Here is an 18,270-nt window from a genome sequence, read left to right on the forward strand (position 1 = left end):
TCGCTAAGAATGATAGAGGAATTTCTACACCCGAACTCTCTTTGGTCAGGATTTTTGCGGTCAGCGAGCGATGGCCGAGCTGCGGCAATTAACGAGCTACCCCCGATGTCACCGGTTCTGAAGCGGCTTTCGCTGCCTCCTGTTTCTCTTGTGCCAGATACTCAGCCAACTGGGCCTCAATCTCATCTTTGACAATTTGCCGATATTCCAGGAAATGCTCGGCCTGAGCGCAAACAGAGAGATAACTGCTAACTCCCCCGGGATTATGCCGAGCCATCAGCCAGAGATTACGCCAGAAGGCAAAACGAGTCTTACGCACCAGTCCCTGTCGCCAGCAGAGGGTGAGCAGAGCGCGAATGACCACCCAGGAGGTGTTTTTACGGGTGGCTTTCCCTTTATGGGGATAGGTGGCTTCACCGAGGAAGCGAAAATGACGATAGGTGCGATTGAGGAAGACGAGAGGATCATAAAGTCGCCAGAAGGCGTCAATATATTCCCGCGCAATCTCTTCTAGGGGACGAGTGGGGACAAAGTTCATTAACGTGGTTTGGTTAATGTTGCCGTTGGTGGCCCGTAAGCGGCCTTCTTTTTCTAGGCGGTGGGATAAGGCCGTATCGGGGAGGGCCTGCAACATACTAAAGACAGCCGTGGGGATGGCGGTTTTTTCCACAAACTCAACAATGCGATCGCCCGCGCCGGATTTTTCCCCGTCAAAGCCGATAATAAAGCCAGCCATGACCCGTAACCCTGACTTAGAAATGTTGATGACTGCGTCACTAAGGGGATCGCGGGTATTCTGAAATTTTTTCGTCACTGCCAGGCTGTCGGCATCGGGGGTTTCAATCCCGAGGAACACGGAGCCAAAGTTACAGGCCACCATCAAATCCATCAATTCTTGGTCTTGGGCCAAATCTACTGAGGCTTCTGTGGCAAAGGAGAAGGGATAGTTATGTTCCACCATCCAGGGTTGCAGAGCTTGCAGCAGTCGCTTAACGTTGCGCTTGTTGCCAATGAAGTTGTCATCGACGAGGAAAATACTGCGTTGCCAGCCGAGTTCACGGAGGCGATCGAGTTCTGCTAGGAATTGCTCTGGGGACTTGGTGCGGGGTTTGCGGCCATAGAGAACGATGATGTCGCAAAACTCGCATTGGAAGGGACAGCCTCGGGAGAATTGCACGGACATCTCCGAGTAGGCCTCAAAATCGAGTAAGTCAAACCGGGGAATCGGGGTATCGGTGACCGCTGGCTTCTCGCCATTAGAGCGGAACACCCCGGTTTTCTCCCCTCGTTCGATCGCCTCAACAAACATCGGGAGTGTAATCTCCCCTTCATCGAGAATTAGATAGTCCGTGTCAACGGCTTCGAGATCTTGAGGAATGGCGGTGGGATAGGGACCCCCCACAGCTACCGGCAACCCCCGCCGTTTAGCTTCAGTCACCAGGCTCAACATATCCTCTTTCTGAACAATCATGGCCGACATCAGCACGAGATCGGCCCAGTCCCATTCGGCTTCGGTTACATCTCGAACATTGCGGTCAACCAATTGATAGTCCCAAGTTTGGGGTAGAATCGCAGCAACCGTTGCCAGTCCCAGGGGAGGAAGCATGGCTTTACGTCCAATCAGTTCCAGGGTTTTTTCAAATGACCAGAAACTTTTGGGAAATCGGGGATAAAGCAGTAAAACACGCATCGTTGAGTCTCGATCTCCTTGCTTGGCTTCAAGGTCGAGCCGACGCCGTGAGGGTTGGCTCAGACTTTTGTTGAACTATAACATTTCTAATTTCGTTGACAGTTCCCGATTTCGGTGGGTTATATCGGTGACCCCCACCCGGTTCTCGATGACTCAAGTCGTTTCCCCTCATTTCTCCTACACATGGCTGCTGTTGTTTTAGAGCAAATTTATAAAACCTTCCCTCATCGAGATAAAACTTTGACGGGGGTCTCGGTGTTGCGCCAAATCGACCTAACCGTTAACGATGGTGAGTTTATGGTGTTAGTCGGGCCGTCAGGATGTGGCAAAAGTACCCTGTTGCGGGTTATTGCTGGGTTAGAAGACCTCGGTGCGGGCAAACTCTATATTGGCGATCGCCTGGCGAATTCCCTGCCCCCCAAGGCCCGCGATGTGGCCATGGTGTTCCAGAACTATGCTCTCTATCCCCATCTCAATGTCTATGAGAATCTCGCCTTTGGCTTGCGACGCATGGATGAGGAGGCAGACTCTCGGGGAATTTCACAGGTGTTGAGCCGTCTAGCCGTTGCCCTGACTCGTCCCCTCCCTAAACCCCTCCGCTATCTCCCCGAGCGGGAACGGGCGATCGCCGCTCGGGTGCAAACCGTTGCCGGGCAACTGCAAATTGAGCAATTGCTGCATCGGCTGCCCCGAGAACTTTCCGGTGGCCAAAAACAACGGGTGGCTCTCGGTCGCGCCATTTCCCGCAACCCAGCGGTGTTCCTGATGGATGAACCTCTCAGCAATCTTGACGCTAAACTTCGCAGCCAAACCCGAGGCCAATTGGTGGAGTTACAGCGTCAGTTGGGAACCACCACGATTTATGTCACTCACGATCGCCTCGAAGCCATGACCATGGGCGATCGCATTGCGGTGATGAATCAGGGGCAAATTCAGCAAGTTGGCGCTCCCCTAGACCTCTATCACGCCCCCGCCAATCGCTTTGTGGCAGAGTTTTTGGGGTCGCCCCCCATGAACCTCCTCACGGTCCATCTCAAGGATGGCCGAACTCTGCTTGGCTCCCAGTTTCGCCTCACTCTCTCCCCGGACTGGGAACCCCTCCTGAGAGCCTATGACGGTCAAACCCTATTGCTGGGGATTCGTCCGGAACATTTGACCCTGGGGGTTCCCGCGCCCAAAAACTTGCGGGTTCAGGTTAGACGCATCGAAACCCTAGGCAGTGAAACCTATTTCTGCGCCGTTGCCCTCGATGGTGAACCCATCACCCTGCAAGTGCGAGTCTCGGGAGATACCCCCATCAGCCCTGGAGACGAGCAGTGGCTCTCCATCAACCGTGATCGCCTACACCTGTTCGACCCTCAAACCGAAAGGGCAATCGCCCGTCCCCATCCAGCCCCCCGGGACTAATCCCACAGAGCCGGTGGGGGGCCGTTCTCTATTGCCTGTTGCCTATTTCCTTATCTCAGGAAAGTAATCTTGCAACGCTTTCACCTGATAGGACCCTGCTTGCAACGTGCGAATCGCTGCGGCTGTGGCCCGCGCCCCCGAGATGGTGGTGACAATAGGAATTTTATAGGCCAACGCCATCCGCCGAATGGTGCGACCTTCCGCTTGAGCATCTTCCCCAGAAGGGGTGTTGATGATCAACTGAATCTGCTTATTCTTCACGGCATCCAGCACATTGGGGCGACCTTCGGAGAGTTTCAGGGTTAAACCCACTTTCTCAAGACCTGCCGCCTTGAGAGTGGCTGCTGTGCCCATGGTGGCCAAGATATCAAAGCCCAACTCCTGAAGTTCACGGGCGATGGGGATGACCTTCTCCTTATCCCGATCAATCACGGAGATAAAGGCCGTCCCTTGATGGGGAAGCAGTTCCCCAGCCCCCAGTTCCGCCTTAGCAAAGGCTTTCCCGAAACTGTCGTCAATCCCCATCACTTCTCCCGTTGAGCGCATCTCGGGTCCAAGGATGGTATCTGTTCCGGGGAATTTATGGAAGGGTAAGACCGCCTCTTTCACAGAAACGTGACTCGGGATGATTTCCTGGGTGAAGTTCAACTCCGCTAGGGTTTCGCCGGCCATGACGCGGGAGGCGTATTTGGCCAGGGGAACGCCAATGGACTTGGAGACAAAGGGAACGGTCCGCGAGGCTCGGGGATTGGCTTCAATGATATAGACCAATTCTCCCTGCACGGCATATTGCACGTTCATCAGTCCGATGACATTGAGCCGTTTGGCCAGTTTCTCGGTCCAATCGCGCAGGGTGTTGAGGGCAGCGTCCGATAGGGTTTGAGTGGGGATGGAACAGGCGGAGTCCCCAGAGTGGATTCCCGCTTGTTCGATATGTTCCATGATGCCGCCAATGACCACGGCCCCAGTTTTGTCGGCGATCGCATCCACATCCACCTCGATGGCATTCTCTAGGAATTTATCAATCAGAATCGGGTGATCGGGTTCGACTTGCACGGCGAAGGTCATATAGCGTTCGAGTTCTTCGTCCGAATAGACTACTTCCATGGCTCGTCCCCCCAGCACATAGGAAGGACGCACCACCACTGGATAGCCGATGCGTTGGGCGATTTTCAGGGATTCCTTATAGCTACGGGCCAAGCCATTGGGGGGTTGCAGGATGTCTAATTCCCGTAGGATTTCCTCGAAGCGTTCGCGGTCTTCCGACGCATCAATGGAGTCGGGGGAGGTTCCCCAGATGGGGGCGTTGACTTTGGAGAGGGGAACGGCTAGTTTCAGCGGCGTTTGACCGCCAAACTGGATGATGATGCCTTCGGGGTTTTCTGCCTCGATAATGTTGAGGACATCTTCTTTGGTGAGGGGTTCAAAGTAGAGGCGATCGCTGGTGTCGTAGTCTGTGGAGACGGTTTCGGGGTTGGAGTTGACCATAATCGTCTCGAAACCTTTGTCGCGTAGGGCAAAGGAGGCGTGACAGCAGCAATAGTCAAACTCAATCCCCTGGCCGATGCGGTTGGGCCCGCCACCGAGAATCATGACTTTGCGGCGATCGCTCGTTAGATGTTCGTTATTTTCATCATAGGTGGAATAGTAGTAGGGGGTTTGGGACTCAAACTCCGCCGCACAGGTGTCTACCATTTTGTACGCGGGAATGACCCCGAGTTGTTTGCGGTAGTTGCGCACTTCGTCTTCTGTGGATTTGGTGGCGAAGGCGATTTGGCGATCGCTAAAGCCGAGTTGCTTCACTTCGCGCATCTGGGCCGCTGAAATTTCTGAGAGGGGCGATCGTTTTAACCATTTCTCCGTCGCCAGAATTTCGGCAAACTTATCGAGGAACCAGATATCAATTCCCGTCAGTTCATAGATGTCCTCCACCGACATTCCCAGGGTTAAGGCCTGATGCACGGTAAACATCCGGTCTGGGTTCGGTTGACGTAATCCAGAGCGAACCTGTGTCAAACTGGGGAGTTTGCCCATGGACTGACAGCCCCAGCCCCAATGGCCTGTCTCCAGGGAGCGAAATGCTTTCTGGAACGACTCGCAAAAGGTTCGTCCAATAGCCATGGCTTCTCCCACCGACTTCATCTGAGTGGTGAGAATTGCCTGAGTTCCGGGGAACTTCTCAAAGGCAAAGCGGGGAATCTTGGTCACCACATAGTCAATGGTGGGTTCAAAGCTAGCGGGGGTTTTCTTGGTGATGTCATTGGGAATCTCATCCAGGGTGTAGCCCACTGCCAACTTCGCCGCAAACTTGGCAATGGGGAACCCGGTGGCTTTACTGGCTAATGCCGAACTCCGAGATACCCGAGGGTTCATCTCAATCACCACCACATCCCCATTGACCGGGTTCACTGCAAACTGGATATTCGACCCCCCAGTTTCCACGCCAATCTCGCGAATAATTTTAATCGAGGCATCCCGCAGTCGTTGATATTCCTTATCGGTGAGGGTTTGAGCCGGGGCCACCGTAATGGAGTCCCCAGTGTGAACCCCCATAGGGTCAATGTTTTCAATGGAGCAGATAATCACCACATTATCCGCCAAATCCCGCATCACCTCTAACTCGTACTCTTTCCAGCCAATGAGGGATTTCTCCACCAAAATCTGACTCACCGGTGAGGCATCGAGACCCCCCTGAGCCATTTCCTCAAATTCTTCTTGGTTATAGGCAATCCCACCACCAGAGCCACCCATGGTAAAGGCGGGGCGAATAATCAGAGGATAGGAGCCAATCTCTACCCCAACCGCTCGGGCTTCGTCCAACGTCGAGGCAATGCCTGAGGGGCAGCTTTGCAGGCCAATTTTGTCCATGGCCTGTTTGAACAGGTCGCGATCCTCAGCTTTCTGGATGGCGGGGAGTTTTGCACCAATGAGTTCAACGCCATATTTCTCCAGGACTCCATTTTCCGCCAGGCTCACCGCTAGGTTTAGGGCAGTTTGTCCCCCCATGGTGGGCAGAATCGCATCGGGCCGCTCTTTGGCGATGATCTGCTCGACGATATCGGGAGAGAGGGGTTCGATGTAGGTGCGATCGGCCATTTCCGGGTCGGTCATGATGCTGGCGGGGTTGGAGTTGACCAGGATAGTGAAGTATCCCTCCTCCCGTAATGCTTTCAAGGCCTGGGTTCCGGAGTAGTCGAATTCACAGGCTTGTCCGATCACAATCGGGCCAGAACCGAGTAAGAGAATTTTTTGGATATCTTCGCGACGAGGCATGGTTGGTTCGTCTCTAAATGATGACGGGATTCTAAATCCTGACTATTCTACGGGTTTTTTCCGGTCTCAAGCGTCCCATGATCGCCTTTCCCAAGATTTGATGACTTCCTGCCACTCCCAATTCCCCTACCCCGGCACTGGCGATCATGGGTTTTGCCAACTCTATATATATAAGTCCCCAAATTTTGGGCGAGACTCCCTGCTTCCTAATGGGGGGTCAACGGCTCACCATCAAAAATCCCCACATCGGCAGCGGAGCCGCTCAAATGAGGGGAGGGAGGGGTGAAATCAGGGAAAAAACCAAAAAAGTTTTCGGGCTGAAAGGCATACCCTGAGGGGAGGGGAGGGAGGGGTGAAATCAGGGAAAAAACCAAAAAAGTTTTCGGGCTGAAAGGCATACCCTGAGGGGATTTTGGGAATTGCCAAGAAAATTCCCGAAAAAAAGTTCGAAAAAAGGGTTGACAGTGCCAGATAGTCTTGTTAGATTAGTTAAGCGCTCGGGAGGACGGGCAAACAAACGCCCCCCAAACGACGCATTCCGAACCTCGAAAATTAAATCGTTTGAAAGCTCGACAAAGAAGCCTAAAACTTCAAGTCTTCGTCTAAATTCATTAAAGGATAACGGACGAGAGAGAATTTAGCAAGGGGTAACCTGAGTTAAGTTCAATCGAACCGAAAGCCAAACAAACTCAAAGTCAACACGGAGAGTTTGATCCTGGCTCAGGATGAACGCTGGCGGCGTGCCTAACACATGCAAGTCGAACGAAGTTCTTCGGAACTTAGTGGCGGACGGGTGAGTAACGCGTGAGAATCTACCTTCAGGACGGGGACAACAGCTGGAAACGGCTGCTAATACCCGATATGCCGAAAGGTGAAAAGTTATTTCGCCTGGAGAGGAGCTCGCGTCCGATTAGCTAGTTGGTGGGGTAAAAGCTTACCAAGGCGACGATCGGTAGCTGGTCTGAGAGGATGAGCAGCCACACTGGAACTGAGACACGGTCCAGACTCCTACGGGAGGCAGCAGTGGGGAATTTTCCGCAATGGGCGAAAGCCTGACGGAGCAACGCCGCGTGGGGGAAGAAGGTTTTTGGATTGTAAACCCCTTTTCTCAAGGAAGAACAAAATGACGGTACTTGAGGAATCAGCCTCGGCTAACTCCGTGCCAGCAGCCGCGGTAATACGGAGGAGGCAAGCGTTATCCGGAATTATTGGGCGTAAAGCGTTCGTAGGCGGCTGTTCAAGTCTGCTGTCAAAGACCGAGGCTCAACCTCGGGTCGGCAGTGGAAACTGAATAGCTAGAGGTCGGTAGGGGCAGAGGGAATTCCCAGTGTAGCGGTGAAATGCGTAGATATTGGGAAGAACACCGGTGGCGAAAGCGCTCTGCTGGGCCGAACCTGACGCTGAGGGACGAAAGCTAGGGGAGCGAATGGGATTAGATACCCCAGTAGTCCTAGCCGTAAACGATGGAAACTAGGTGTGGCCTGTATCGACCCGGGCCGTGCCGAAGCTAACGCGTTAAGTTTCCCGCCTGGGGAGTACGCACGCAAGTGTGAAACTCAAAGGAATTGACGGGGGCCCGCACAAGCGGTGGAGTATGTGGTTTAATTCGATGCAACGCGAAGAACCTTACCAGGGCTTGACATGCCGCGAATCTCTCTGAAAGGAGAGAGTGCCTACGGGAGCGCGGACACAGGTGGTGCATGGCTGTCGTCAGCTCGTGTCGTGAGATGTTGGGTTAAGTCCCGCAACGAGCGCAACCCTCGTCCTTAGTTGCCATCATTAAGTTGGGCACTCTAGGGAGACTGCCGGTGATAAACCGGAGGAAGGTGGGGATGACGTCAAGTCATCATGCCCCATATGTCCTGGGCTACACACGTACTACAATGGTCGGGACAACGAGCAGCCAACTCGCGAGAGTGCGCTAATCTCTTAAACCCGGCCTCAGTTCAGATTGCAGGCTGCAACTCGCCTGCATGAAGGAGGAATCGCTAGTAATCGCAGGTCAGCATACTGCGGTGAATCCGTTCCCGGGCCTTGTACACACCGCCCGTCACACCATGGAAGTTGGCCATGCCCGAAGTCGTTACCCTAACCGTTCGCGGAGGGGGATGCCGAAGGCAGGGCTGATGACTGGGGTGAAGTCGTAACAAGGTAGCCGTACCGGAAGGTGTGGCTGGATCACCTCCTTTTTAGGGAGACCTAAACCCAATGTCTTGAGGATGCAACTAAGCCCAAGAGATTGAGGTCAACCTAGGTCGGTCGGAGACTCGTCAAGCTTTCAAACGATAAGAGGTTAGGAATCCTATATTGCTCAGATTCGTCTGAGTTTTTGGAAAAAAGAGACCAACCTTGAAATGGGCTATTAGCTCAGGTGGTTAGAGCGCACCCCTGATAAGGGTGAGGTCCCTGGTTCAAGTCCAGGATGGCCCACCTAAAACTTGGTTGGGCGACCACAAGGGTTCGCCCCTACTAAGACCTGGTTCAAGTCCAGGATGGCCCACCTAAAACTTGGTTGGGCGACCACAAGGGTTCGCCCCTACTAAGAAAATGGGGGTATAGCTCAGTTGGTAGAGCGCCTGCTTTGCAAGCAGGATGTCAGCGGTTCGAGTCCGCTAAAATGGGGGTATAGCTCAGTTGGTAGAGCGCCTGCTTTGCAAGCAGGATGTCAGCGGTTCGAGTCCGCTTACCTCCATGCTGGTCTCATCCATTCTCATCCACCAAGAATTCCTAACATCAACAAAGTAAAGCAAGGATACCTCAGCACCTGAGAAAGACTCAGACTGCTGGGACATCCCAGCCAGAACCTTGAAAACTGCATAGTCAACCTAAAAAAAAGTCAGGTAAAGTCGAGACCTCAAAAGAACGAGGTCAAGCTATAAAGAGCTAACGGTGGATACCTAGGCACGTTGAGGCGATGAAGGACGTGGCGACCGACGAAACGTTCCGGGGAGCTGGAAGCAAGCATTGATCCGGAAGTGTCCGAATGGGGCAACCCTTAAAACGGTCGGCTGAATCTATAGGCCGACACGAGCGAACCGGGCGAACTGAAACATCTTAGTAGCCCGAGGAAGAGAAAGCAAAAGCGATTCCCCTAGTAGCGGCGAGCGAAGCGGGACCAGCCTAAACCTAAGGTTTTTACCTTAGGGGTTGTGGGACGGTAATACGAGACTGGAAAGATTAGACGAAGCCGTTGAATGCGGCACCAGAGGAGGTGAAAGTCCTGTAGTCGAAAATCGGAACAGCTCAGCCGGATCCCGAGTAGCACGGGGCACGTGAAATCCCGTGTGAATCAGCGAGGACCACCTCGTAAGGCTAAATACTCCAACGTGACCGATAGTGAAACAGTACCGCGAGGGAAAGGTGAAAAGAACCCCGGGAGGGGAGTGAAATAGAACCTGAAACCGTTAGCTTACAAGCAGTGGGAGGACGATTTAACGTCTGACCGCGTGCCTGTTGAAGAATGAGCCGGCGAGTAATAGGTCGTGGCTGGTTAAGGCGAGAATGCCGAAGCCCCAGCGAAAGCGAGTCCGAATAGGGCGTTTGTCACGATTTATTGACCCGAACCCGGGCGATCTAACCATGTCCAGGATGAAGCTTGGGTAACACCAAGTGGAAGTCCGCACCGACCAATGTTGAAAAATTGGCGGATGAGGTGTGGTTAGGGGTGAAATGCCAATCGAGCCCGGAGCTAGCTGGTTCTCCTCGAAATGCGTTTAGGCGCAGCGGCTAGAGCAATATCTATGGGGGTAAAGCACTGTTTCGGTGCGGGCTGCGAGAGCGGTACCAAATCGAGGCAAACTCTGAATACCATAGAGAAACTAGCCAGTGAGACGGTGGGGGATAAGCTTCATCGTCGAAAGGGAAACAGCCCAGACCACCAGCTAAGGTCCCCAAGTGGACACTAAGTGATAAAGGAGGTGGGAGTGCCCAGACAACCAGGAGGTTTGCCTAGAAGCAGCCATCCTTAAAAGAGTGCGTAATAGCTCACTGGTCAAGCGCTCCCGCGCCGAAAATGAACGGGGCTAAGTGTCCCACCGAAGCTGTGGACTTAGTTTTTAACTAAGTGGTAGAGGAGCGTTCTGCTCTAGGGTGAAGCACTAGCGGCAAGCAGGTGTGGACGAAGCAGAAGTGAGAATGTCGGCTTAAGTAGCGAAAATATGTGTGAGAATCACATACCCCGAAAACCTAAGGGTTCCTCCGGCAGGCTCGTCCGCGGAGGGTTAGTCAGGACCTAAGGCGAGGCCGAAAGGCGTAGTCGATGGATAACGGGTTAACATTCCCGTACCTTGATTGGGTGCAAGCGGAGGACGGAGAAGGCTAAGTCAGCCGGGTGATGGTAGTCCCGGTTTAAGCGTTCGAAGGTGATGACGGGTGGCGAAAACACCCTGAGCTAAGACGTGAACACGACCGGCTACGGCTGGGAAGTGACCGATGTCATGCTTCCAAGAAAAGCCCGAACTTGCATAACTCAGTTAAGCCTGTACCCGAAACCGACACAGGTAGGTAGGTTGAGTAAACCAAGGGGCGCGAGATAACTCTCTCTAAGGAACTCGGCAAAATGGCCCCGTAACTTCGGGAGAAGGGGTGCCACCGAGAGGTGGTCGCAGTGAAGAGGCCCAAGCGACTGTTTACCAAAAACACAGGTCTCCGCTAAGTCGCAAGACGATGTATGGGGGCTGACGCCTGCCCAGTGCCGGAAGGTTAAGGAAGTCGGTTAGCGTAAGCGAAGCTGACGACTGAAGCCCCGGTGAACGGCGGCCGTAACTATAACGGTCCTAAGGTAGCGAAATTCCTTGTCGGGTAAGTTCCGACCCGCACGAAAGGCGTAACGATTTGGGCGCTGTCTCGGAGAGAGGCTCGGCGAAATAGGATTGTCTGTGAAGATACGGACTACCTACACCTGGACAGAAAGACCCTATGAAGCTTTACTGTAGCCTGGAATTGGCTTCGGGCTGAGTTTGCGCAGGATAGGTGGGAGGCTTTGAAGTTTTCCTTGTGGGGGAAACTGAGCCATCGGTGAGATACCACTCTAACTCAGCTAGAAGTCTAACCTCGACCCGTCATCCGGGAGAGGAACCGTTTCAGGTGGGCAGTTTGACTGGGGCGGTCGCCTCCTAAATGGTAACGGAGGCGCGCAAAGGTTCCCTCAGGCTGGTTGGAAATCAGCCGTAGAGTGCAAAGGCATAAGGGAGCTTGACTGCGAGACCTACAAGTCGAGCAGGGACGAAAGTCGGCCTTAGTGATCCGACGGCACTGCGTGGAAGGGCCGTCGCTCAACGGATAAAAGTTACTCTAGGGATAACAGGCTGATCTCCCCCAAGAGTTCACATCGACGGGGAGGTTTGGCACCTCGATGTCGGCTCATCGCAACCTGGGGCGGAAGTACGTCCCAAGGGTTCGGCTGTTCGCCGATTAAAGCGGTACGTGAGCTGGGTTCAGAACGTCGTGAGACAGTTCGGTCCATATCCGGTGTAGGCGTAAGAGAATTGAGAGGAGCCTTCCTTAGTACGAGAGGACCGGGAAGGACGCACCGCTGGTGTACCTGTTATCGTGCCAACGGTAAACGCAGGGTAGCCAAGTGCGGAGCGGATAACCGCTGAAAGCATCTAAGTGGGAAGCCCACCTCAAGATGAGTTCTCTGTTGGGGTCAACCCAGTAAGGTCACGGAAAGAACATCCGTTAATAGGCGCTAGGTGGAAGTTCAGTAATGGATGAAGCCAAGGCGTACTAACAGACCGAGCGCTTGACCTCTTTTGACTCTCTCTTTTCCTGATTGGTTGACTATGCAGTCTTCAAGGATTCTGTTCTTTCCTGGTGCTTCTAGCGAAGTGGCACCACTCCGATCCCTTCCCGAACTCGGCTGTGAAACGCTTCTGCGGCGAAAATACTTGGGGGGTTGCCCCCTGGGAAGATAGCTCAGTGCCAGGTTTATATTCTAAAGCTCCTCCAGATGACCTTTGAGTCGTCTGGGGGAGCTTTTTAGCTTGGGTGTTTTGCCTAATACTTGGCCTGGACAGGGCTTGGCGGAAGATATTACGTATTTCTGCGGTATTCACCCTTTAGAATAAGGGGGACTCTTCCGTGCAATCGATGGGAACTTTTCAATCTCTATCAGCCAGTGATATCCTCAAACGCGGACCTGATTCCTGGAACCGTTGGCGGGAGGAACAGCCCCTTGTGAAACCGAGTTTACAGGGGGAAGATCTGGAGCAACGGTATCTACGAGAGGTTAACTTTAGTTCTTGTAACTTAGCCGATACGAACCTCACCCAAGCTGACTTATGCTTGGCTAACTTGGAACTGGCTCAACTTGACCGAGCCAATTTAACTGAGGCGATTCTGTATACAACGGACTTACGCTACAGCTCTTTGAAAGAAGCGATTTTAACGCGAGCTGATTTGACTGAGGCGAGCCTTGTGAAAGCCGATTTATCCTTAGCGGTTCTCCAGCAAGCCCAACTTAATCGAGCTGACTTAACAGATGCACGATTGTATACCACGAATCTACGTCAGGCGGATTTGTCGGATGTGGAATTAATTCGGGCTGACTTGCGGGAAGTTGATTTGACAATGGCGGATTTGGGGGAAGCGGATTTGCGAGATGCAAATTTGAGTTTTGCGGTTTGTTCTTTGGCTCAGTTTGTAGGAGCTACATTATGTCATGCAAATCTCTATCGAGCCAATTTGAGTCTAGGAAATCTCTGTGTTGCCAACTTAATGAGTGCCAATTTAACGAAAGCTAGTTTTATTGGCGCGAATCTCATCGGCGCGAATCTCTATTTAGCTAATCTACGCTCTGCTAATTTAGCTCAAGCTGATTTACGGGAAGCCAGTTTGCGGATTACGAATTTAACAGGGGCGAACTTGGCGGGTGCGAATCTCAGTATGGCAAATCTGACGGAGGCGACGTTAGTGCGAGCAAATTTGACGGGGGCGAATTTATCACGGGCTAATTTGCACCAGGCGAACCTCGATGGAGCCATTTTGAAAGGTGTAACCTTACCGGATGGACGCAAACACCCCTAGGTTGGGGTGTTCGTTTCTTTTATTTGAGAGGCTTAGGAACTAGATGTGGCAGTGGTTTGGTTAAGTTTGTGGGCCACAATTTCCCTTAGAGTTTGTTCAACGGAGCGGGGTTGCCAGCCTAAGACTCGTTGAGCTTTGCTGCCGTCAACTCGAACACAGCGTTCATAGATATAATGAACCCGCTCTCGACTTAGGGGAGGGTTCCAACCCGTAAGCCGTCCGACGGTATCGAGAACATTGCCACTGAAACGAACGACAGGTTGAGGCAGTTCTCGGGGAGGGGCAACCCCACCGGCATCCCCTAAAATGGCAAACATCTCACGGGTGGTTAAGTCTCCGGCGGAGAGAATGTAATGTTCTCCAGGGGGACTTTTTTCGGCGGCTCGGATCATCCCGTCGACCAAGTCGTCCACATGGACAATACCGGTGATGCGATCGCCCCCAGCCCAAACGGTTAACTTACCCTTGAGAAAGTTCTCAATCACCGGTCCAAAATGGGGGTCATCGGCGCCAAAAATTCCCGAGGGCATGACACTCACCACAGGGAGTCCCTGATCGGCGGCCCGATTCACTAATTGTTGGGCGGTATATTTGGTGCGATCATAGGCAGAGGAAAAATTCTTCTGAGTCCGTTGGAAGGTCTCATCGATGGTTTGGCCCTGGGTATCTCCATAAATACCAATGGTGCTGCAATAGATTAACTTCGAGATCGTTGCCGTTTTGGCAGCTTCTAGAAGAGTACGGGTTCCGTCAACATTGGTTTGTTCCATTAAGGCATCATCCACCAGCCCTAATTCCACAAAGGCAGCGGTATGGAACAGCCAGTCAACATCCGTGAGATGGGAGCAAATGAGTTCTAAATCAGTAATTTCACCCTCGACCACTTCAACGTCTAATCCTGATAGACGGGTTCGATTTTTGGAGTTAGGTCGCACTAAGGCTTTCACGGTATGGCCTTGTGCCAACAGTCGGCGAACAAGATGCGAGCCGGTGAATCCAGTCGCGCCTGTAACAAAGGTTTTCATAGGTCTTGTGAATGCAAGATGACGTTAAATCGGGATTTGAAAAAAAACCAAACAGATAGAATGGGTCTAATGCTGTATCATCGCATCATCTCTCCATCAGCTAACGTGCTATGACGAACAACAATGGTGGTACAGTGACTCCCCCGAGCGATCGCCCGGGGGATATTGCCATGTAAGGCCTGTTGTAACACGCCTTGGCGACTCGCTCCCAGTAAAATGGCATCATAATTTTGCGCTCGGGTTTCGTCCAAGACGGCATCGACCACAGAACTGCCGTAAATGGGTATAGCTGCCACAGGACAGGGGAGACGAGTTTCTAATAACTGAGCTGTCTTTTTCAAGAATGTGGTTTCTTCGGTACTTTCACGATCGCGGAAAACTTGACATAATCGCACGAAGGAGTCATCCCCCCCAGTCACCAACGCCGATAATAACTCCAACCCAGCTAAAGCATTGACCCCACCGCCGATGGGAATCAGCCAACGTTGCAACTGAGGCATGGCGAAGCGGTCTTGTTCCACCACCTGACTGCCCCATTTTACCAAGACCATTTGACAGGGAGCTTGCCGTAATAACGTATCCGCCACATCACCGAAAATGCGTCCTGGGGTATGAGTTCCCCCCTTCCAACCCATTAATAAGCTATCAATATGCCGTTCTTGAATCGCCTCCAGCACTGCCGCCGACACATCATGAGCCACGCGAATCTGGGTATGGACAGGGATTTGCCATTCTCGGCTTAAACGTAGGGCGGTTTGTAAGAGACGGCGACTGTGGGTAATGCGTACCGGAGTTTCAGAGGGGCTGCGATGACGAGGAACCGGAATCACTTGTAAACATTCCAACTCATAATCATTAGCAGCGGCGATCGCCCCGGCAAACTGCAACAACAACGGAGCAGTCTTCGGGTTCGCTAACGGCACCAATAGGCGACCGCGACCCGTTGCCGGTGCCCGGGTGATATACACCGGATAGGAAGGCTCTAGCTTGCGATAGCGACCGCGACCCGTCAACTCCCGAGTCTCAGCTTGGACAATGTCACTATGAGTTACAATCCCCACCAAGCGCCGTCCATCCACCACCGGCAACCGACTAATCTGATGACGTTCTAGGAGATATAACGCCTGCATCAGGGTATCCTCAGAATTGACCATTACCGGTTGGGGCATCATCAACTCAGAAATCGGGGTATCCTCCGAGACAGGAGTTTGAGAGAGCTTCATTAAATCCGTTTCCGTAATCATCCCCACCAGGCGAGCCTGTTCCACCACCGGAAACCCCCCATAGGGCGATCGCCGAAACACCTCCAATACCTCCCCCAACGGTAAATGACTCTCCACCGTTTCCACCTGACGTTGCATCACATCATTGACGGCAATCTCCAACAATGCCGAGGATTCATTCTCAGTCGCCGGTTTTTCCCAACCGCGTAATTCCAAAAGGCGATCATACAAAGACCCGGCCGATACCTGTTCAGCCACCACATAGGCCAGCACCGAGACAATCATCAACGGCAGCACCAAATTAAAATCCTGGGTAATCTCAAACACAATCACGATCGCCGTAATCGGGACCTTCGCCACGGCCCCAAAAAAAGCCCCCATCCCCGCCAGAGCGAAGGTTTGCGGGTCACCAACATCAAACAAGAGCTGACTACTCAACCCCACCAAACTCCCCAAGGCCGAGCCAAGAATCAGGGTAGGCGCAAACAAGCCCCCCGAAGCTCCAGAGCCATAGGCCAAAAGGGTTAAAGCAAACTTAACCACCAGAACCACGGCAATCATACCCAAGCCAGCCTCACCGGTGGTTAAAAAGTCTCGTAACCCCGCATTATCCCGAAACTCCAGCGGTAACAGAGAAATCGTTGCCCCTGACAGTAACCCCGCTAAGGCAATCCGTCCGGGCAAGCCAATGGCCAGATAACGACGTTGCCAGGTTAAGCTGGCCACAATCCCCCGGTTGAACCAGCCACTACAGATTCCCGTTAAAACCCCCAACAGTAATAACGAGGGAATATCGATGGGTGAAAACTGCACCGTTGAGAGGTTTTGCTCTAAGGTGACATCCCACGGGCCGCCCCCCAAGATTCCCGAGACCACAGCCCCAATAAACGAGGCCAGAATGGCCGTGCCGAGGGTTAAACTCGATACATCCTGTAACAACTCCTCGACCACAAACAAAACCCCAGCAATCGGGGCATTAAACCCAGCCGCCAACCCAGCCGCAGCTCCAGCGGCAATGGTTTGGCGACGATACCCCGGAGATGTGGGCATCCAACGACTCATCGAAGCCGCCAAGGCTGCCCCCATATGTACCGTGGGTCCTTGTCGTCCCAGAGACATTCCCGACCCTGAGACCAACATCGTACTCAGCAGTTTCACCACCGCTAAGCGTAAGTTCAGGGACACCGCCTTCTGTAACCGCTGTGAGGACCCTAACTGTGCCTTGACATGGGACACACCGCTCCCCGTGGCATCTGGGGAAAATTCCTGAATTAACCAGCCCGCTAAAAATCCTCCCAGGGCGCCAAACAGAGGCAATTTGAACCATGGCGGCAAGCCCAACGAATCTTGAACCCGCCAACCGCCGAGCCAACCAATTCCCTGACGTAGAACAACTGCCGCCAGTCCTGAAACCACTCCAATGAAACAGGCTTCGATGAGAGCGAGTCGTCGCGGTTCGAGAAAATATAAATAGAGACGATGAAATCGCGATGAACCTGTCGCCCAGCTCCAATCCAAAGGTTTCATTCAGTTTAGAATTTTCTTCAATGGTACAAACTACCATCTGGCATAGTTGCTCCTGTCCAGATGCCCTCTAAGAAATTTACGGCTTCTAACGTGGCATTCCGCAAACTTGCGTGGCTAAAGTTACTGCCGAGGACATTCACCTGAGTGAGGCTAGCCTTCCAGAGGTAAGCCTGTTGGAAGGTTACATCGGTTAGATTAGCACCATCGAGATTCGCTAGGTTCAAATTGGCTTCTGTTAAATCAGCTCCCGTTAAATCGCTATTTTGCAAGTTGGCCTTCATCAAGTTCGCACTCACCAGGTTTGCGCGCACGAGCAGACTCGCTTCCAAGTTGGCCGCTCGCAGGTTTGCGCCGGTAAGGATAGCAACCCGCAATTGACTATCACTGAGATTGGCGGCACAGAGATTGGCACCGCTGAGGTTCGCACCGCTGAGTTTCGCGTTATGGAAGTCAACACCATCGAGATCTAGGGCTTGTAAATCCGCCCCATTGAGCCAGGCTTCACTCAAATTAACCCCATTGAGATTAGCACCGTTGAAATTCGCACCACTGAGGCGGGCCCCTTGAAGATTGGCCCAACTGAGGTTTGCGTCTCGTAGGTCAGCATTTCGGAGGTTGACCCCAGCTAGGTTCGCCCCACAGAGATTAACGCCGCAAAGGTTGGCCCGACGGAGGTTGACCCCACTTAAACTTGCACCACTGAGCTTGGCTCCCACCAGAGATGCGCCCACGAGGGAGGCCCCCTGAAGTTTGGCTTTGGTTAGGTCCGCATGGCTGAGATCTGCTTCATCGAGCTTAATATAACTGAGGTCTGCACCACACAGAAAACTGCTCGAAAGATTGGCATAATCCAGATTGGCGCGACTCAAATTCACAGAGTTGAGATAGGAGTTAGCCAAATTAATCTCTTTAAGCTGGAGTTGGTGTAAATCTGCACTAATTAAATTGCTGTTCTGAAAATCTCGTTTTCCAGCGTTATACTCGTCCAGAAGTTGTTTTGACTGACTCATGTTGGGGATCCTCGTACTTGGGATTCATCTAGCAAGGAAGGCTTAGCTTAAAAAGAGATAATTTAGGGCTATCCTCATAGGATTAGTAT

At 52.7% G+C, this 18,270-nt stretch carries 7 protein-coding genes, 3 tRNA genes and 3 rRNA genes; 8 read left to right on the top strand and 5 right to left on the bottom strand.

The genetic code is table 11. The annotated features are described in order from the left end of the window. Positions 1-88: 88 nt before the first annotated feature. On the bottom strand, positions 89-1,690 hold the full coding sequence (locus L855_RS16450) for a B12-binding domain-containing radical SAM protein (RefSeq protein WP_159789840.1): 1,602 nt from the start codon (positions 1,688-1,690) through the stop codon (positions 89-91). Between the two features lie 183 nt (positions 1,691-1,873). Between L855_RS16450 and L855_RS16455 the strand changes: the two genes are divergently transcribed. Further along, on the top strand, positions 1,874-3,097 hold the full coding sequence (locus L855_RS16455; RefSeq protein ID WP_159789842.1) for an ABC transporter ATP-binding protein: 1,224 nt from the start codon (positions 1,874-1,876) through the stop codon (positions 3,095-3,097). A 42-nt stretch (positions 3,098-3,139) separates the two neighbouring features. Here the strand turns inward: L855_RS16455 and carB are convergent, their stop codons facing one another. Next, positions 3,140-6,370, bottom strand: coding sequence for a carbamoyl-phosphate synthase large subunit (gene carB / locus L855_RS16460; protein ID WP_159789844.1), 3,231 nt, complete (start codon positions 6,368-6,370; stop codon positions 3,140-3,142). Positions 6,371-7,067: 697 nt separating this feature from the next. Between carB and L855_RS16465 the strand changes: the two genes are divergently transcribed. The 7 genes from L855_RS16465 to L855_RS16495 all read left to right on the top strand — a co-directional run bounded on the left by L855_RS16465 (position 7,068) and on the right by L855_RS16495 (position 13,396). Continuing rightward, positions 7,068-8,559, top strand: a 16S ribosomal RNA gene (locus L855_RS16465). 167 nt (positions 8,560-8,726) lie between these two features. Beyond that, positions 8,727-8,800, top strand: a tRNA-Ile gene (locus L855_RS16470). A gap of 127 nt (positions 8,801-8,927) precedes the next feature. Further along, a tRNA-Ala gene (locus tag L855_RS16475) sits at positions 8,928-8,985 on the top strand. A gap of 4 nt (positions 8,986-8,989) precedes the next feature. Further along, positions 8,990-9,062 (top strand) — tRNA-Ala (locus L855_RS16480). Positions 9,063-9,236: 174 nt separating this feature from the next. Further along, positions 9,237-12,121: ribosomal RNA gene (locus tag L855_RS16485) — 23S ribosomal RNA — on the top strand. A gap of 59 nt (positions 12,122-12,180) precedes the next feature. Next, positions 12,181-12,298: ribosomal RNA gene (rrf, locus tag L855_RS16490) — 5S ribosomal RNA — on the top strand. Together the 16S, 23S and 5S rRNA genes with 3 tRNA genes alongside form the textbook arrangement of a ribosomal RNA operon. A 162-nt stretch (positions 12,299-12,460) precedes the next feature. Then, a complete protein-coding gene (locus L855_RS16495) occupies positions 12,461-13,396 on the top strand; it encodes a pentapeptide repeat-containing protein (RefSeq protein WP_159789846.1) in 936 nt (311 codons plus the stop codon). A gap of 32 nt (positions 13,397-13,428) precedes the next feature. Here the strand turns inward: L855_RS16495 and L855_RS16500 are convergent, their stop codons facing one another. The 3 genes from L855_RS16500 to L855_RS16510 form a co-directional block, all read right to left on the bottom strand. After that, entirely contained in the window at positions 13,429-14,421 is a 993-nt protein-coding gene (locus tag L855_RS16500) for an NAD-dependent epimerase/dehydratase family protein (protein ID WP_159789848.1), read from the bottom strand. A 77-nt stretch (positions 14,422-14,498) separates the two neighbouring features. Further along, positions 14,499-17,171, bottom strand: coding sequence for a chloride channel protein (locus tag L855_RS16505; protein ID WP_159789851.1), 2,673 nt, complete (start codon positions 17,169-17,171; stop codon positions 14,499-14,501). Positions 17,172-17,188: 17 nt separating this feature from the next. After that, the gene (locus L855_RS16510) at positions 17,189-18,181 is read right to left on the bottom strand and encodes a pentapeptide repeat-containing protein (RefSeq protein WP_159789853.1); all 993 of its coding nucleotides are present in this window, start codon (positions 18,179-18,181) and stop codon (positions 17,189-17,191) included. Positions 18,182-18,270: the final 89 nt, after the last annotated feature.

The sequence above is a fragment of the Sodalinema gerasimenkoae IPPAS B-353 genome (assembly GCF_009846485.1).
Taxonomy (GTDB): domain Bacteria; phylum Cyanobacteriota; class Cyanobacteriia; order Cyanobacteriales; family Geitlerinemataceae; genus Sodalinema; species Sodalinema gerasimenkoae.